At 45.3% G+C, this 17239-nt stretch carries 15 protein-coding genes; 6 read left to right on the top strand and 9 right to left on the bottom strand.

Going from position 1 to position 17239, the window contains the following annotated elements:
• From KIV41_RS18820 to KIV41_RS18805, 4 genes are all read right to left on the bottom strand, one after another.
• The gene (locus tag KIV41_RS18820) at positions 1-990 is read right to left on the bottom strand and encodes a carbohydrate ABC transporter permease (protein ID WP_010453544.1); all 990 of its coding nucleotides are present in this window, start codon (positions 988-990) and stop codon (positions 1-3) included.
• Positions 991-1052: 62 nt separating this feature from the next.
• Positions 1053-2300 carry an ABC transporter substrate-binding protein gene (locus KIV41_RS18815; RefSeq protein ID WP_252042182.1) on the bottom strand — a complete coding sequence of 416 codons (1248 nt, stop codon included), beginning with the start codon at positions 2298-2300 and terminating at the stop codon, positions 1053-1055.
• Between the two features lie 22 nt (positions 2301-2322).
• Positions 2323-3327 (bottom strand): LacI family DNA-binding transcriptional regulator, encoded by a 1005-nt coding sequence (locus tag KIV41_RS18810; protein ID WP_010453548.1) that lies wholly within the window; start codon positions 3325-3327, stop codon positions 2323-2325.
• Positions 3328-3669: 342 nt separating this feature from the next.
• Entirely contained in the window at positions 3670-4965 is a 1296-nt protein-coding gene (locus KIV41_RS18805) for a carbohydrate porin (protein WP_252042181.1), read from the bottom strand.
• A 507-nt stretch (positions 4966-5472) separates the two neighbouring features.
• On the opposite strand from KIV41_RS18805, the gene KIV41_RS18800 reads away from it, so the two are divergent.
• Entirely contained in the window at positions 5473-6666 is a 1194-nt protein-coding gene (locus KIV41_RS18800; RefSeq protein ID WP_138953988.1) for a GGDEF domain-containing protein, read from the top strand.
• A 53-nt stretch (positions 6667-6719) separates the two neighbouring features.
• On the opposite strand, the gene KIV41_RS18795 is transcribed toward KIV41_RS18800, so the two are convergent.
• The gene (locus KIV41_RS18795) at positions 6720-7001 is read right to left on the bottom strand and encodes a hypothetical protein (protein WP_010453556.1); all 282 of its coding nucleotides are present in this window, start codon (positions 6999-7001) and stop codon (positions 6720-6722) included.
• 146 nt (positions 7002-7147) lie between these two features.
• On the bottom strand, positions 7148-7432 hold the full coding sequence (locus KIV41_RS18790) for a pyrimidine/purine nucleoside phosphorylase (protein WP_010453558.1): 285 nt from the start codon (positions 7430-7432) through the stop codon (positions 7148-7150).
• A gap of 225 nt (positions 7433-7657) precedes the next feature.
• On the opposite strand from KIV41_RS18790, the gene KIV41_RS18785 reads away from it, so the two are divergent.
• Positions 7658-8161, top strand: a complete 504-nt coding sequence (locus KIV41_RS18785) for a DUF2850 domain-containing protein (RefSeq protein ID WP_285337411.1) — start codon at positions 7658-7660, stop codon at positions 8159-8161.
• 388 nt (positions 8162-8549) lie between these two features.
• Positions 8550-11090 (top strand): glycosyl hydrolase family 18 protein, encoded by a 2541-nt coding sequence (locus KIV41_RS18780; RefSeq protein ID WP_285337409.1) that lies wholly within the window; start codon positions 8550-8552, stop codon positions 11088-11090.
• Between the two features lie 121 nt (positions 11091-11211).
• Here KIV41_RS18780 and KIV41_RS18775 read toward each other — a convergent pair whose 3' ends face one another.
• Both KIV41_RS18775 and KIV41_RS18770 read right to left on the bottom strand, forming a co-directional pair.
• Positions 11212-12066 (bottom strand): alpha/beta fold hydrolase, encoded by an 855-nt coding sequence (locus tag KIV41_RS18775; RefSeq protein WP_038886135.1) that lies wholly within the window; start codon positions 12064-12066, stop codon positions 11212-11214.
• Between the two features lie 121 nt (positions 12067-12187).
• On the bottom strand, positions 12188-12778 hold the full coding sequence (locus tag KIV41_RS18770) for a TetR/AcrR family transcriptional regulator (RefSeq protein WP_285337407.1): 591 nt from the start codon (positions 12776-12778) through the stop codon (positions 12188-12190).
• A gap of 252 nt (positions 12779-13030) precedes the next feature.
• Between KIV41_RS18770 and KIV41_RS18765 the strand changes: the two genes are divergently transcribed.
• Positions 13031-14056 carry an acyltransferase gene (locus KIV41_RS18765; RefSeq protein WP_285337406.1) on the top strand — a complete coding sequence of 342 codons (1026 nt, stop codon included), beginning with the start codon at positions 13031-13033 and terminating at the stop codon, positions 14054-14056.
• Between the two features lie 439 nt (positions 14057-14495).
• Complete coding sequence (gene nhaD, locus KIV41_RS18760) at positions 14496-15926, top strand: sodium:proton antiporter NhaD (RefSeq protein WP_138953993.1); 1431 nt, start codon at positions 14496-14498, stop codon at positions 15924-15926.
• A gap of 26 nt (positions 15927-15952) precedes the next feature.
• Here the strand turns inward: nhaD and KIV41_RS18755 are convergent, their stop codons facing one another.
• Positions 15953-16348, bottom strand: coding sequence for a GFA family protein (locus tag KIV41_RS18755; protein ID WP_010453571.1), 396 nt, complete (start codon positions 16346-16348; stop codon positions 15953-15955).
• Positions 16349-16566: 218 nt separating this feature from the next.
• On the opposite strand from KIV41_RS18755, the gene KIV41_RS18750 reads away from it, so the two are divergent.
• The gene (locus KIV41_RS18750) at positions 16567-17175 is read left to right on the top strand and encodes a YitT family protein (protein ID WP_038886138.1); all 609 of its coding nucleotides are present in this window, start codon (positions 16567-16569) and stop codon (positions 17173-17175) included.
• The last annotated feature ends 64 nt before the right edge of the window (positions 17176-17239 follow it).

Below are 17239 nucleotides of genomic sequence, written 5' to 3'. Positions count from 1 at the left end.
TTATTGCTCCCCTAGACCTTTCTTACCGAAGAAGAAGAATTGAACCGCTGTACAGCCTGCAATCAAGGTAAAGAGCAGCCATGAAATTGCTGACGCTGTACCCATTTCTAACCATTCCCAACCCACTTTGTAGAGGTACATAGAGATGGTTAAGCCAGACTGACCCGTACCACCAGTACCGCGCGTTAGAACAAATGGTTCTTCGAACAACTGCAAGTTACCGATGATGGTCATGGTGACCGCAAAGAAGATGAATGGACGAATCATTGGTAGTGAAATGCTCCAGAATCGACGCCATGCGTTTGCACCGTCCATACGTGCCGCTTCTAGGATGTCTTTAGGAATCGTCATTAAGCCGGTGGTGTACAACACGATGTTGAAACCGGTGTATTTCCAGAACACCATGATGGCGATGGAAGGCTTCACCATGGTCGCGTCATCTAACCAACGGATTGGCTGGAAGTCGTTCACCCAAGAGAATGCCCAACCAAACAAGGTGCTGTCTGCCAGTGCCATCAAGCTTTGGTTGATGATGCCCGAGTTTGGCGAGTACATGTTGAAGAAGATAAGCGACGCTGCCACCGTAGATGTAATGAACGGTAGGAAGTACGCCGATGTCAGCCAATGACGGAAACGGTCACCCAGCGACACCAAGATGTACGCCACAGGTAAAGCAACTAAGTGCTGAGCCACACCTGATGTGATGGCTAGCCAAAGCGTGTTTTTCAGTGAGCGCCACAACCACGGGTCTGTCAGAGCAATGTGGTAGTTTTCGAACCCCACATAGTCCATTGCCCCCAAACCCTCGACTGGGTTCCACTCATGAAAAGAAAGAAAAATAGAAAACAGCAACGGAAAAATTCCGAACACTGAAAAGATAATCAAAAACGGCAATAGGAATCCATACGGTGTAAGCGCTTTCAAATTTAGACGAGAAAAAATGCTCTCACGCTGTGATGTTTCCATAACCTTGCTCGCTGCCTGATTCATAGTAACGACCTCTTACCTAGAAGGGGGACATGCCCCCTCCTTGCCTTAAGTATTGGCAAAAATTACAGATTACGCGTACGACGTTTAATCATGCGCTCAGCTTCTTTAAGCGCTGTCTTAATGTCTTTACCTTCATCCAGCACTTCCATCAGTGCGTTTTCTAAGATGATTGAACGAGCAACGTGATCGCCTTTCGCTGGTGCCACTGGCTTGATGTTCTGCGCCACTTCAGCAAACAATAGGCGTGCTTGCTGACCACCTAGGAATTCGATTTTCTCTTCGAACATTGGGTCGTCGTAAGTCGTGGTGTTAGCAGGGAATGCTGCAATGGTTTCGAAGTGTTGAAGCTGAATATCACGCTTGGTTGTCATGTATTCGATCAGCTTCCACGCTTCATCTTGGTGTTTAGATTGGGTTGGAATCGATAGGAATGAGCCCCCCCAGCTTCCGTAAATACCATCAGGAAGGTTAGACACGCCCCAGCTGCCTGCTGTTTCTGGCGCAATCCAGTTGTTTAGGTGACCAAGTAGCCAAGCACCAGAAAGCTGAGTGGCAAATGTGCCGTTACGGAAGCCTTCGTACCATTCGTTTGACCACGCCAGAATACGACCGTCCAAGCCTTTGTCACGGATCTCTTTTGCCACTTCGAATGCGTGCACAAAGCGCTCAGAAGTCACAACTGGGTTGCCATCTTTGTCGAAGTACAGACCTTCACCTTCAGGAACTGTAGTGAAGATGATCGCTTGTGCCACATCAGCTGCCGAAGCGATTAGCTGTACATTTTGCTTTTTCAGCGTTTCACCTGCGGCGATATAAGAATCCCAATCTTTGATCGCTTCGTTAATATCAATGCCCGCTTTTTCAAAGATGTCTGTGCGGTAGTACATAACGCCAGGACCTAAATCGACAGGCATGCCGTACACATCACCGTCGGCACCTTTGCCTTGCGCCCATGCGTAAGGAGCAAAGCTCTCTGCGTGCTTATCAGCGCCATAATTCTCAGACAAGTTCACCAAACCGCCTGACGCCACAAATGGGCCAATCTTCTCTACATCAACAACAATCACATCACCTGCACCAGAACCCGTCGCCAAGTTGGTTGTCAGCTTCGTATGGTGGTCGCCATGATTATTCATTAGGTAATCAACTTTAATACCCGTCTCTTTCTCAAAATCAGGTAGTAGAACTTTCAAGCTACTATCGAAGTCAGGAAAGCCATCGAAGCGGATTTTAGTTTCGTCGGCAGCGTTTACCGTCGCAGCAACACCAAGTGCAGCAGTCATGGCAAGCGTCAAAGTTTTCAGTTTCATGTTGTTGTCCTTAATTATTGTTCTAGAGAGTATTCAGTTCCTTGACCGAACTTCTTGGCACTAAGTTAGGAGTGAGTTTGAAGTTCACATCACGTTTGTTCTTGTTCAGCGCTTGGATGACAAGTTGCACCGCCTCTGCGCTCATCTGTTCTATAGGGAAGTTAACCGTGGTAAGGGCTGGCGTTAGGTAACGTGCAAATAAGATGTCATCAAACCCGACAAGCGAGATTTGCTCAGGCACCAATATTCCTTCTGCTTTTAAGACTTCATAAGCACCAAATGCCATGTGATCATTACACGCAAATACTGCAGTGAAACCGCTTTCACGTTTAAGCAATTTACGCATAGCACTGATGCCAGATTCTTCTGTAAAACCGGCCTCGGACACTAACGCTTCGTCATACGCGATTTCCGCTTCTTCAAGAGCCTTGCGGTAACCTTGTAGACGCCCCCGTGCGTCAGATCTGTCCAGAGGTCCGGTTATACATGCAATGTTGCGATGCCCCATTCGCAACAAGTATTCGGTCGCCATTCGGCCACCAAATTCGTTATCAATCTCGATACAGCTGTGTGCCATTTCAGGGATATAACGGTTGACTAAAACCACCGGTATCCCCTTGCTATCTAGATCGATCAAATAATCATCTGAAAGACTCTGTGTGTGCAGAATCATAGCGTCCACTCGGCGTCCAAGCAGAAACTCTACCGATTCACGCTGACTTTGTTCCGTGTTGGAGCCTGCCGTCACAACCACGTGGTAACCCATGCGGCGCAGACGCTCTTCAATACTGTGCAAAATGCCTGAGTAAAATGGGCCACCCAATTCAGGAACGATGATACCGATGCTGCCAGTGCGGCTGGATGCTAGTGCTTGTGCAATAGAGTTGGGACGATACCCTAGCTCTTTGATTGCTTTTTCGACTTTTAGCTTTTTGTCATGGCTAACTCGGCATGAGCCATTTACGACCCTAGAAACCGTAGCCTGAGAAACGCCAGCGTATTCAGATACATCTTTAATCGTCGCCACAAGAAACCTCTTTACTGACTGCACATCACGAGTTTCATTACTCTCGAAACCGCTTTCATAAAGCAATTATTCAATATCCATTGGATGGTTAGCGTGAGAGAGTTCACAACAAGTTTGGGGCTAAATTGAGTAATTTGATAAATAATGAGGCTACTTGCAGTTTTCTTTTCACCCATGAAACTGTTTCATGAGACAACACAGACCGCAGCCTTTTAACGAAAAAAAGCCTCCACGAGGGAGGCAAAAACATAAGAGTTAAGAGATGAATGGATGGTAAACACCTGATACTTCTGCCTTAAGTGTTTACCATCTTTACATGGACAGTAGTTAACTAGGTGTGGCTTACCACCACGCTTCGAACATTGCACCAACCGTTAGAGTATCTACATCGGTTGCCACCTTGTCGCCATTGGAATCAAAGCCTGTGTATTCGTTGTCTGCATTACCGACTGTTGCGTAGAAACGTAGCATTGGACGAGACCAGGTTTCAGGACCGATTGCCATATTTTGCGATAGAGTCATTTTCCAAGAGCTATTAGTAGCGTCAATATCATCGTAATCCACCACGCTGTAGCCAGCTTCCAGCCAAGTAGAGTGAATATCGTTCCATTGGTAAGTAGGGCGAACAATCGCGTTGTAGTTCACACGGCTTTCATTGCCTTCTACTTCCAATGACTGGTATGCCGCTAAGTATTGAATACCCGCTTTGTCTGTGATTGAGGTACTACCATCAAAGCTCACTAATAACGCGGTTTGGTCTTCAGCTAAGTCAAACACACTGTCTTTTGCATTGTCTGAGTAACGAACAATCAAACGTTGGCCTGCAGCAGATAGTTCACCTGCCACTTGGTAAGCGGTAACATCGCCCACATCCTCATCTTTTAGTTTTTCAGACGCAAAACCGTAGTTCGCATAAACACTGAGATTTGCAGATTCACCTAGCTGGATACCGTGTAGTTTACTGGTCAGTGCATAACGGCCATTGTCTCCCACCATGTCACCTTCCACTTGACCTACTGCACTAAAGTCAAACTTCACGCCGCCTAAGTCTAGGTTATAGAAACCACCACCTTGGCCATCGTGCATCATCCAGAAGTAGTCGTTTAGGTCTGTTTGAGGACGTTGGTGGAAATCACGACCTGCCCACACATACAAATCAGGTTGGGATTCAAATAAATTAGAAGCTCCAGCATACATCTTCTTCACGTTTACACCGCCATCGTCAGCCCATGAAGCGTCCGCCCAGTGATCTAACATGAAGACCAAATCCCAAATCGCACCACCATCGCTCTTGAATGCTTTTGCTAACTGGAATTCACCACCGTTTTGTTCATTACCAAGACGACCAGTCGCATTCGAGTTCAACGCGCCCGCGGTACCAACGGTCAGAGCATCACTGCCTTGATAACCCGCTCCGTAGCGAGCGTAGCCTGAGAAAACAATTCCAAGTGGGACTTCTGTTTCAGAAGAGAGAACGGCTGGTTGCTGATCAAAAACGTAACCCGTTTCCAGTTTCGTTTCCAGCTCTTGGATGCGTTTTTCTAATGCATCAACATCGGCATCAGCAGCAAAAGAAGGTAGAGAAGCAAGCGAAGCGGCCACAGCAAGAGAGAGAGGTAAAACTTTAAAGTTTTTCATTTTATATCCCTAAAATTTGTATGTGTTGTTATTTCAATAGGGATATTAAGGAATGAAAGGGGTGAAAAGCCGCTACCGCTTCACAGGTCAATAGCGAGCCAAATGACATGAAACAACACATGAAACCTAACTTCAGATTCATCCTTAATAAACAAATAGATAAAAGTAAAACAAAGATAAATCACAATTTGAAATCGCTTTCATTTCATCAAATACCCATGATTGCATCACAACCTTTTCGAGTATTTCATGAGCAAAAGCATCTGTACCGCTGAAACTTTTCAGCATTGTGAAAGATTTCAATAACGGTAATTAATTTACAGATTGAACAGAAATCACCAAGCTAAATATGACCACCTTCACAGTTAACCACTGATACTCAACACATCACACAAAGTACTTCTAGACTTTCCATGTGGCCGCTGCATCAAGTGGTAAGCCATTGGGTATCCAAAAACCCTATTCATCGATAAGAGAAGCCAAATAAAGTCTTTATAAGGATATTTGATGTCAAAGCTGGCCGGAGCTCGCCTTGAAGAAATGGCGGACATTCACTTAACTCGCCAAAAGAAGATCACTTTTATGTGCTCTTTTCTAGCGTCAATGTTTATGTCATACGGCTTGGTAGCGCACTACAATCAAGGCAGCTATGGGCTGAGCGTACTAAATGGCATCTGTGCCTTAGGATGCTTGATCAACTGTTATGCTATTCGATGCCAAGATAGTCATAGTCATTCCGATCTGATACTCAGTGCTCTATTAATATGTGATGGGCTGCTGCTGTTTTTCTATAACGATAGCGAGACGGGCAAGTTATTGTGGTTATACCCAATACTGGCAACGCTAATTCTCATCAATGAATTTAAACTAGGATTAATCTTAAACGGCATATTTGTAGGTTTAATCATTATTGCTTCCAACCTTCCTCTATCTATTTTTGAAGGGGAAAGCTACTCATACCAACGATTTGTTTTTTCGTTGATCGCCGCCAGTGTTATCTGTCACACCTTTGCTTATTACTATTCAAAAGTCATACTTTACATACAAAATCTATATCGTGAAGGCATTGAAGAGCTTGCATACCTTGACCAACTAACGGGGCTAGCGAACCGTTGGAGCTTCGAGAAGTGGGCAAGATCAAAACTGGAAGAGGTAGACGCGCAAGGCAGAGATAAAGTAACCGCTTTAGTTTTTCTTGATATTGATAACTTTAAGTTAATTAACGACAGCTACGGTCATGATGTGGGTGATCAAGTATTACAGCATTTCGCCACCCGGCTAAAAAATAGCATTAGAAACAAAGACAGAAACACAAACCAACACGATTATTCTATTGCAAGATTTGCTGGGGATGAATTTGTCATCATGCTCTATGACGTACGGAGCAAAAAGGATCTAAACAATATCCTCTCTCGCATCGTTAACTTGTTTCATGGTGGGTACCACAGTTGTGACTCCATAAATGAAATCACAATGAGTGTCGGCGTCGCTATCTATAGACAAGATGCACATGATCTCTCTGAGCTCACCCGATGCGCAGATAAAGCAATGTACACCGCTAAACACACAGGTAAGAATCGATTCGCTTTCTATGAAGATTGCTCTCAAAACATCCAAGCACTCAAGGAATCACACAGCCTACTTGGCACGATGACACAATGCTCAAATGTAACACCGTTAAGTAGAAAGTCCGTGAAATGACTAGGCGTCCCCATCCGAACAAAATCTAACCGCGAAAGAGCAACAGACCCTAGCTACGCGTACATATACATGAACCACAGACCAACGACCATCATAACGACAAGCCAAATAGCCTGACGCATTTTTCCGGGCTTTTCAGACTTAGGTTGTATTACAGGCTTAAGAGCTCGCTCCTTGACCTTTCCAACCAAACTCTTTTCTAGTGCTTTCTTGTAAAAGTCACGCCTCTTTACTGCTGCATTGGCAACAGATGTATATCGCTGTCTCTGATCTTTCGTGAAGTCTGTAGCCTCATAACGTGGAGGTAGATCAGAGTGTTTAGGTTGAACTGCCATATCTGCCCCCTCTGTTTTGTAAACGTAAGTTTATTAATAAGTATATACCTAAGTTACAAACAGTTAAGTGACCGAGTCACAAATGTGTGTGGAAGTTCGATACAAGGGATAAGAAAACAGCCACTAAGTAGTGGCTGTTTTCAACATTAGAGGTATTCACAAAGATAGGCTGTTGAGTCTTTTACTTCTACATCAAATGATGAGTTACCCGCGACTTCAAACGACTCCCCTGATTGATATGTATTCCAATCACTTTCATCCGCTAACTTAACGCGCAGTGCCCCTTTGATCACTGTCATTCGTTCTGGCGCTTGGGTTCCGAAAGTATATTCTCCAGTTTCCATTACCCCTACACTTACGTCTTGGTTTTTCTGTTGAAAACCCAAAGACTTCACCATTCCAGCAAAGTAGCTATTTTCCTTAATAGTCATTATTTTTCGTTCCTCTTAATAACGTCGCCTTCGTTGTACCTTGTTTTTATCCTTCACTCAAGCTTTTACCTTCAATATGAAAATGGCCTATACACTTGTTAAAATTATTGTGACTGAATGTAAAAATGAGCAAGGAATCATAAAACACACATTCAAGTGACGAGATTGTTTGTTTTTTATCTCTGTGCTTTCCACGATATAAAGAAACCAAAAGGAATTGGAACCATGACCTCAAATACTCGGCGAAGAAAAATTGAGAAAAAAGAAGCCCAACCTTCTTTCTTTCAACGCAATAAGTTCGCGTTGATCAAGAGTATCTTCTTGACCGTTGCTTGCGGGGTCTTGGGCATATTTGGCTACCTATTGCATCTGTCTTATTTAGATTACATCGATCCTGACAAAATCTATGGTGAATGGATCGAGATTGGTGCACCGCCCTATCAAACAGAAGTATTACTGTTTTCCGCAGATGGCGTATTCAGAAACAATCGCTTTGTTGCAACCAATTTTGAATTTGATGGAAAGCTCATAACTCTCAATACAGGCTTGGGTAAAACGGTTTATCAAATCTCGGGATCACACCTGTCTCCTCAAATTCGACGTATTGAACCCCGAATTCCGGATCAACGTTTTATTCTCAAAGGGTTTGAGCACACAGTTCAAGGTTCAGATATTGGCTCAGCATCAAAACGCCGAGCAGCATTAAGTCAGCACTTTGGCAACAAATAGCCACATTTCAATTGAGTCAGATCTTGAACTATTAACCAAACAGCTCAAGGTCTGTCGCCCTCCTTTTGATTCCCCTCTATTTTTGCGAAGAATATTGATAAACATCTCATTTTTAACCACCAGCATTAACATAACAATTATTAATAGCTTTGCATGAAATTTATAAATTCTTGACTCGATATTCAATTTTGACTGCAACAAACTGTTGAATGGATAGAAAGTTCTCGCAAGTGACTCGAAAAGCGTTTTAATTTTTTTTGACGAAAAAAAAGACTCTGAAATGCTGAATATGATGTTTTTGCGCATCAACAGCAGTGATCTATTTTCTTTGCGCAGAAACAGCTTGTGCTCACTCGCGAGCATGAATTCAAGGATTGAGAGAAAAGTTATGATTCGATTTAACCTATGCGCAGTAGGGGTTGCCCTCGCACTTTCTAGCGCTGCACACGCGGCTCCAACCGCACCAAGTATCGATATGTACGGTTCCAATAACCTGCAGTTTTCTAAAATTGAGCTGGCAATGGAAACCACATCTGGCTACAACGACATGGTTAAGTACCATGAGCTAGCTAAGATCAACGTGAAATTTAATCAGTGGAGTGGCACTTCTGGCGACACTTACAACATCTACTTTGATGGCGTAAAAGTGGCAACAGGCCCTATCACTGGTAGCCAAACCACTGCATCATTTGAATACGGCCAAGGTGGCTTGTACCAAATGGAAATCGAAGCGTGTGACGCGACTGGTTGTGCTAAGAGCGCACCAGCAGAGATCACTATCGCGGATACAGACGGTTCTCACTTACCGCCTCTAACCATGAATGTTGACCCGAACAACAAAACCTACAATACAGACCCAAGCGTTGTGATGGGTACTTACTTTGTTGAATGGGGTATTTACGGCCGTAATTACACAGTTGATAACATGCCTGTCGACAACTTGACTCACATCCTTTACGGCTTCATCCCAATCTGTGGTCCAAACGAGTCGGTAAAATCGGTTGGTGGTAACAGCTTCAACGCTCTACAAACCGCCTGTCGTGGTGTAAATGACTATGAAGTAGTTATCCATGATCCATGGGCAGCGTACCAGAAGAGCTTTGCTCAAGCGGGTCACGAATACAGCACTCCTATCAAGGGTAACTACGCAATGCTGATGGCATTGAAGCAACGTAACCCAGATCTAAAAATCATTCCATCTATCGGCGGTTGGACACTTTCTGACCCATTCTACGACTTCGTTGATAAGAAAAACCGTGACACATTTGTCGCGTCAGTTAAGAAATTCCTGAAAACTTGGAAGTTCTACGACGGTGTAGATATTGACTGGGAGTTCCCTGGTGGTGGCGGTGCTGCAGCAGATAAGGGCGACCCAGTAAACGATGGCCCAGCTTACATTGCATTGATGCGTGAACTGCGTGCAATGCTGGATGACCTAGAAGCGGAAACAGGCCGCACCTACGAACTAACTTCAGCAATTGGCGTTGGTTACGACAAAATTGAAGACGTTGATTACGCAGATGCCGTGCAATACATGGATTACATCTTCGCGATGACTTACGACTTCTACGGCGGTTGGAACAACGTTCCTGGTCACCAAACGGCACTTTACTGTGGCTCATTCATGCGTCCTGGTCAGTGTGATGGTAGCGGCGTTGATGAAAACGGCGAACCGTACAAAGGCCCAGCTTACACGGCTGACAACGGCATCCAACTTCTCCTAGCGCAAGGCGTTCCTGCGAACAAACTGGTCCTAGGTACTGCAATGTACGGTCGTGGCTGGGAAGGTGTAACACCGGATACGCTAACGGATCCAAACGACCCAATGACAGGTACTGCAACAGGTAAGCTGAAAGGCAGCACGACTCAAGGCGTTTGGGAAGATGGCGTGATTGACTACAAAGGTATTAAGTCATTCATGCTAGGTGCGAACAATACAGGCATTAACGGCTTTGAATACGGCTATGATGATCAAGCAGAAGCACCTTGGGTGTGGAACCGCTCAACGGGTGAGCTAATCACATTTGACGATCACCGCTCTGTATTGGCAAAAGGTAACTACGCGAAAACGCTAGGTCTAGCAGGTCTATTCTCTTGGGAAATTGATGCCGATAACGGCGACATCCTTAACGCAATGCACGAAGGCATGGCTGGTGGTGTGGTTGTTCCACCAAACCGCAAACCAACGGCAGCAGCTGGTGCAGACCAAGCAGTAACAGGTCCTGCAAGTGTTGTTCTTGATGGCAGCAACTCAACTGACTCTGATGGCACAATCGCAAGCTACGCTTGGGAGCAAGTATCAGGTACTGGAGTAGCTCTATCTGGCGCGAACACTGCGACAGCAAGCTTTGATGTAGCGGAAGTGACTGCAGAAGAGCAGCTAACGTTCAAACTAACGGTAACTGATAACGAAGGCGCTACCGCTTCTGATCTCGTTGTAGTAACAGTTAAGCCAGCAGGCGTGATTGATCCACCAAACACAGCGCCAGTTGCAAAAGTTTCTGCACCTGCAACAGCGAAAGCTGGTGACGTAGTCGTGATTGATGCTTCAGCTTCTAGCGACGCTGACAACGACACACTAACGTTTGATTGGAGGCTACCTCAAGGTCTAAACGCAACAGTTAACGGCGCGAAAGTGACGTTCACAGCAGCAGAATACTCACAAGACACAAGCTTAAGTTTCACTGTCAGCGTGAGCGATGGTCAGGCAGCGTCTTCAGCAAATGCAACCGTTGTTGTATCGAAGCACAGCACAGGTGGTGGCACTTGTACTAACGCTTGGGATGCAGCAGCGGTTTACACTGGCGGTGACCAAGTGACACACGCTGGTAAGACTTGGGAAGCGAAATGGTGGACTCAAGGCCAAGATCCTAGCCAATCTGGCGAATGGGGTGTTTGGAAAGAAGTTGGTCCAGCTAACTGTAACTAAGCACTACGAAAAAGCGTTGTGATTCAACATCACTCGCTTTTAATAGAGTTATAAAAAAGAAAAGGACAGCTTCGGCTGTCCTTTGTTGTTTCATCAGAACCTAGGGGATGGTTTTCAATAATCAGCTTGCTTCAATTAAACGGTCGAAACTCTGGAATACCTCATCACACTTCATCACGCGGCCATGACCTTGCCCCTGCGTCGTAACCAGTTCAACTCGTTCAATCTCGTCCGCTGCTTTAGCAGACACACTGTGTTTGGTGAACTTATCTTGCTCATCATGAACAATAATGGTTTTCGCTTCTCGCTCAGCTAGGCGTTTCTCTGGGTCAATGGATTGCAATGGGTAGCCAAACTGGTCTTCTACTTCCGAAACCACCGCTTTGAATAACTTCATTGAGTAACCCGAACGCGCGATGCTGCCAAACAAGTTCTCTACGTAGTTAAGAACCGGGGCAATCAACAACAAAGGCTTGTTTTCCAATTTACTATGACGACACTCTAATGCAGATGCTGTGCCCATGCTGTGCCCCACCAAGCCTGCAACGTCATCGACGGAATCCAATACTTCCTCAAGGCCACGAACAAACGCAGGGATGTGTCCATACTGACCATCACTTTCACCATGCGCAGGATGATCGTAAGCCAGTGCGGTGTAACCCGATGCCGCAATATGCTCCATCAGTGGATAGAACTGGCTCGCTGTCCCTGACCAACCATGAGTAAGTACCCAAACCGGACCGCTGCCAAGCTGATAGGTCTTGATTGCGCCAGCATGGCCTTGCACTTCGCTTTTGATAAGCCCCTGTGGCTCGGCATTTTTGGGCTGAGTACGAGCAGGGGTAAGCAGCAGTTTACGTGCCGTCTTTTTTGCGTGTGATGGCGCCAGAGTATGGTGCAGACGCGTACTGATGTTGACCAAACTGCGTTTAACACTGAATTTCTGCGAAGTATTGAAGTAAATTTTCTCACTCATGATTTTTCCTTAGCTATCAGCCTTGCACAAAATAGAACGGTCGTGCTTTTTATGCTGATAAGAAAGAGCGCTCTATGTCGCTCTTCGTTATGAATCTTGTACTATGCCCGTTACCGCGGAGCTAGCGCTTCCATCGAGTAAACAAATTATCGATGCCTTGCCAGAACAACCTCTGGCTTTCTTCTTGTCCTTTGATTGAGTAAAACACATGCGCACTTAAGTACTGCCCGTACAAATCAAAGGTCGCTTGCCGCGTGTCTAAATCGGAGACAAACTCTTGGTTTTCTTTACCTTTCTTGATCTGAATTTCTAAGTAATTCAACCAAGTATCAATCGATTTGCGCAATGCTGCTTGCAACGCACAGCCTTCTTCTGCGGTGTCGTTCCAAGCATCAAGGAACATACAGCTGCCTTGAAAAGAGTGATTCCACGTCATCCAAGTGTCCAACAAGCCACGTACTTTACGCTCAATGTTGCTATCGCCTAACTCGCGCGCAGGCGCAATTACGCGCTCAGCGAATACTTGATTGGCAAATTCCAACACCGACAGTTGAAGGTTCAACTTGGAATTGAAGTGAGCAAACAAGCCACTTTTCGACATACCACACTGCTTTGCGAGCTCACCAATGGTGAGACTTTCCAAGCCGTTTTCACTCGCCAGTTGGAACGCGCGCTGCAGTATGAGCTCTTTGGTTACTTTTCCTTTTTTCATAACACCATTTTTAGCACGATCGTCCTATTTTTCAATGTTAAGTTTACTGGTCAAACCAACTATTACGATCAGGCACACTCTCGTTCGCAATACATTGAGCAACTCAATGAATACAAATTTTCGAAATTTGAGATGGGTCTGAATTTCGGAAACTGGTTACCATCAATTGCACATGAGTTGATTTTTTACCACGATGAGTGGGCTATTAGCTGCTAATTTCTCAGCGATTTTTCACTTTTTAGGTAAGTATTTATGGCAACCACAAAGAAAATTGCCAGTTTAGAGTTCGCTCGGATCATCGCAATGTTTGCGATCGTTGGGCTTCACTGTCAGATGGCTCTCACTTATTGGCAGTGGGATGGAGTGCCTTGGATTGGGTACATACTCAACCAGTTGGCTCGCTTTGCTGTGCCACTTTTTTTCCTCATCTCCGGCTATCTAATCCAACCTAAGCTCAGCACACATCCTGTTGAAACACTGAAAAACTACGCCAAACCTCTGCTTAAGATATGGCTGGTTTGGAGTGCGATCTGTTTGTTAGTTCCCTTCCGTTGGCAAGTAGTTGCTGAAGCAGGCTATCTCACTGAGCGACAGGGTTACTGGGGTTATCTAATGTCGAACCCAATTAATTCGCTATTGGAGGGTGGCTTAGTCCATTTATGGTTCCTACCAGCCCTTGTGATTGCGGTGGCATTTATTGCATTTCTGGTTCGAATTGGCATGACACAGCTACTACTTCCCACAGCAGTATTGCTTTATGTCTATGGTGTATTCGCCGGCAGTTACATCACGCTCACAGAGCTACCAGCCCCATTCTTCACTCGTAATGGTCCGTTCTTCAGTACTTTGTTGGTGGTGCTTGGTTATTTAGCGAGACAACATCAATGGCGATGGTCACGCAATAACACCATTCGTTTGATTCTTATCGGTATGGCACTGCACTTTGCCGAAGCCTATTACTTAATGGATTACGAGATCGCCTTTAACTCACACGACTTCTTATTTGGCACGGTGATTTGGGCTTTAGGCGTATTCATGTGGCTTCTTGCACATCCAAACTTTGGCAATATGCCGTGGGTGTTTAAGTGGTCACCTAGCATTCTAGGCATCTACGTGAGCCACTTATTGGTGATCATCATGATGATGAACGTCGCAGGTATATTAGGGTTGGAAAACCTAGCCAAAGACGCCTTTATTTATCCAGCAACGATTGTGGTGACACTGCTGCTTGTAAAGGCTATTGAAGCAACACCACTACAAAAACTATTACTCCGCTGAGTCCGTATGCCCAAGTAACCTCAAGGTGCTTGGGCATAGATACACCTCTAACACTTAAGGGGTAAAGCAAGCCAATCAAAAATGAGAGCTCTCTCTCACTCATCAAAATTATCATTTCTAATACTGCGTAATTTGCTATCACTCACAAAAAACATTGTTCATTTACTTTAGATTCATTCGACATCAACAACGTGCTCATTAAACGGAGGCTGTATGTGGGCAGGTCAAGGACTCGTTCCTTTTTTAGAAATTAGCCATTGGTTAACCTATGGTTTATATGCTGCTGCAATCCTATTTGGCGCGGCAAGTATTGCGTCACTCAGAAAGTAGTGGCGCAAGCTACATCAATTCAAAACTCCTATCGTTAATTCGAGCTTTCTCACACTTAACCCTCTAATATGTGGCTAAAATTTCTCCAGTCGGACAAGGAGAAATGTCTATGCCAATCTATCCAATTGTCGCGTTTTGCTGTTTGATGTTTTCTAGCTCTACATTTGCAGCTGCGACCAGTGATCTTAATCTCGTCAATTCCACCGTCGGCTATGCCGCGCTCATTTTCTTCACCATTGCCTACATTCTGGTGATGCTGGAAGAATACCTGCAAATGCGAAAGTCTAAACCCGTGTTGCTCGCTGCAGGGTTAATTTGGATCTTGATTGGTTACACCTTTGCCCAGCACAACCAAGCAGACATCGCCAAAGCCGCACTGGAACACAACCTTTTGGAATACGCTGAACTTTTATTGTTCCTACTGGTGGCGATGACTTACATCAACGCAATGGAAGAGCGCAGACTGTTTGACGCACTACAAGCGTGGATGGTCGGAAAAGGCTTTAACTTTAAAAAACTATTTTGGTTAACGGGAAGCTTAGCGTTTGTGATTTCCCCTATCGCAGACAACTTAACGACCGCCCTTTTGATGTGTGCAGTGGTGATGAAGGTTTCAGGTGATAATCCCCGCTTTGTCAATCTTGCATGTATCAATATCGTCATTGCTGCCAACGCCGGTGGGGCGTTTAGCCCGTTTGGTGACATTACTACTCTGATGGTCTGGCAGGCAGGGCACGTCAGCTTCGCTGAATTTATGCCGCTGTTTGTACCTTCACTGATCAACTACGTCATTCCTGCTTTCATCATGTCGTTGTTTGTACCAAATACGAAGCCAGATACGGTTCACGAACACATTGAACTTAAGCGAGGTGCAAGGCGCATCGTTGGTTTGTTTATCCTAACCATTGCGACAGCGGTTTCCTTCCATGCTGTTTTGCACTTCCCTCCCGTGGTCGGCATGATGATGGGACTCGCCTATCTACAATTTTTCGGCTACTTCCTGCGTAAAACGCTCAAACATTCTCTTGCCAAAAAAGCTGCAATGGCGATTGCCAATGGTGATGATTACGCGTTGAAACGGCTAGGATCGGTAGTACCATTTGACGTATTCAATCGTATATCTCGTGCCGAGTGGGACACTCTGTTGTTCTTCTATGGCGTGGTAATGTGTGTCGGTGGGCTTAGTTTACTTGGCTACCTAGGATTGGTTTCTAACGTGATGTATACCGAGTGGAACCCAATTTGGGCAAATATTATGGTGGGTATCCTTTCCGCGATCGTCGATAACATTCCGGTGATGTTTGCTGTCTTGACCATGGACCCAAGCATGTCGATGGGTAACTGGCTACTCGTGACTCTCACTGCGGGTGTCGGTGGTAGCTTGCTGTCGATTGGTTCTGCTGCTGGCGTAGCACTCATGGGGGCAGCAAGAGGGCAATACACCTTCTTCGGGCACCTCAAATGGGCACCCGTTATTGCTCTGGGTTATGCTGCAAGTATTGCCGCGCACCTATGGATGAATGGCAGTTTGTTTACTTAAACTGCCTTAATCGATTCTAAGAATTCTTATCGGTCTGATGGGTGGTTTACGCCATCCATTACTTCTATCTCTCCCAATTCATATGGGTTTACACCTTCTAAACAGCCAACGTTGTAACCGTATTCGCTTGGGTTAGAGCGGCGCTGATGGTGAGTATAAATGCCACATTCACCACAAAAGAAATGCTTAGCCGTATTGGTATTAAATTGATAAAGCTTGAGTGCTTCCTCACCTTGAATGATGCGAATCCCATTCAAAGGTACCGACGCCGCAATCGCACCACGACGTCGACACATGGAGCAATCACAGCGCCGAGGCTTCTCGATTCCATTCGGTAACGACAGTTCGATTTGCACTTTTCCACAGTGACAAGAGAGCTTATGCAAAGGCTGAATTGTGGTGCTACCCACTTGTTTAATCATGACTTTTCCTTGTTCCTTCCGTGTTCGCTCAGTTTAATGTGTAAAGTCTGTTAAACAGTTAACATCTGCGTAATCTAGGTCAAAAACTCGACATCAATCACTTTTCGCGACATTTTATTTAGCGTTTTATCACTCTTTGGTTGGCGTTTTGCTAACCGCATCCGTTTTGGTTGCGTGCTCGCAGCTAAAACGTTTTTAAAACCTAGGAAAATGTTTTTATGGATAAAGATCATAGCCTTAGAGAGAACCTCTTAGCGCTGACGCTCGGTAGCGCGTTGGTGTCACTTGGGGTTATCTTCTTCAACAAGGTTGGACTACTTACTGGCGGTACGGCAGGGTTGGCAATCTTTCTTACCAAAATCAGCGACTTCAGTTTTGGTCAGGTGTTCTTCGCACTGAACCTACCTTTCTACATTCTGTCTGTAATGCGCATGGGTTGGCGTTTTACCATCAACACTTTTATTGCGGTTTCGATCGTTTCCTTTGCGGTAGACCACCTGCACCATGTGATTGAAATTTCTCGTATTGAGCCCGTGTACGCAGCCCTACTAGGCGGTGGTTTGATTGGTATGGGGATGCTGGTGATTTTCCGTCACAAGATGAGTTTAGGTGGCTTTAACATCCTGGCGCTTTACCTTCAGGAGCGCTTTGGTATTCGTGCAGGTAAAGTACAAATGGCGCTCGACTGTACTATCGTTGTGATGTCGCTGTTTATCGTCGATGTTTACTTGATCGCCCTTTCTGTACTTGGCGCGATCGCGACCAACTTAATCTTAGCGATGAACCACAAACCTGGGCGCTATCAGCCGAAGCCACAAGTTGTGTGATAGGACTGAGTCACGAACAAAACAAAGCCCCGAGCCATTAACTCGGGGCTAATTATATGGTCCG

Source organism: Vibrio sp. D401a (assembly GCF_030248515.1).
GTDB lineage: Bacteria > Pseudomonadota > Gammaproteobacteria > Enterobacterales > Vibrionaceae > Vibrio > Vibrio rotiferianus.
The sequence above is the reverse complement of the archived record's forward strand: the minus strand, read 5'-3'. Positions and strand labels throughout refer to the sequence as shown.

Bases quoted from the DNA above. Each gene is read 5' to 3' on its own strand.
- KIV41_RS18820 (WP_010453544.1), bottom strand. From the start codon at position 990: ATGAATCAGGCAGCGAGCAAGGTTATGGAAACATCACAGCGTGAGAGC.
- KIV41_RS18815 (WP_252042182.1), bottom strand. From the start codon at position 2,300: ATGAAACTGAAAACTTTGACGCTTGCCATGACTGCTGCACTTGGTGTT.
- KIV41_RS18805 (WP_252042181.1), bottom strand. From the start codon at position 4,965: ATGAAAAACTTTAAAGTTTTACCTCTCTCTCTTGCTGTGGCCGCTTCG.
- KIV41_RS18800 (WP_138953988.1), top strand. From the start codon at position 5,473: ATGTCAAAGCTGGCCGGAGCTCGCCTTGAAGAAATGGCGGACATTCAC.
- KIV41_RS18795 (WP_010453556.1), bottom strand. From the start codon at position 7,001: ATGGCAGTTCAACCTAAACACTCTGATCTACCTCCACGTTATGAGGCT.
- KIV41_RS18790 (WP_010453558.1), bottom strand. From the start codon at position 7,432: ATGACTATTAAGGAAAATAGCTACTTTGCTGGAATGGTGAAGTCTTTG.
- KIV41_RS18785 (WP_285337411.1), top strand. From the start codon at position 7,658: ATGACCTCAAATACTCGGCGAAGAAAAATTGAGAAAAAAGAAGCCCAA.
- KIV41_RS18780 (WP_285337409.1), top strand. From the start codon at position 8,550: ATGATTCGATTTAACCTATGCGCAGTAGGGGTTGCCCTCGCACTTTCT.
- KIV41_RS18775 (WP_038886135.1), bottom strand. From the start codon at position 12,066: ATGAGTGAGAAAATTTACTTCAATACTTCGCAGAAATTCAGTGTTAAA.
- KIV41_RS18770 (WP_285337407.1), bottom strand. From the start codon at position 12,778: ATGAAAAAAGGAAAAGTAACCAAAGAGCTCATACTGCAGCGCGCGTTC.
- KIV41_RS18765 (WP_285337406.1), top strand. From the start codon at position 13,031: ATGGCAACCACAAAGAAAATTGCCAGTTTAGAGTTCGCTCGGATCATC.
- nhaD (WP_138953993.1), top strand. From the start codon at position 14,496: ATGCCAATCTATCCAATTGTCGCGTTTTGCTGTTTGATGTTTTCTAGC.
- KIV41_RS18755 (WP_010453571.1), bottom strand. From the start codon at position 16,348: ATGATTAAACAAGTGGGTAGCACCACAATTCAGCCTTTGCATAAGCTC.
- KIV41_RS18750 (WP_038886138.1), top strand. From the start codon at position 16,567: ATGGATAAAGATCATAGCCTTAGAGAGAACCTCTTAGCGCTGACGCTC.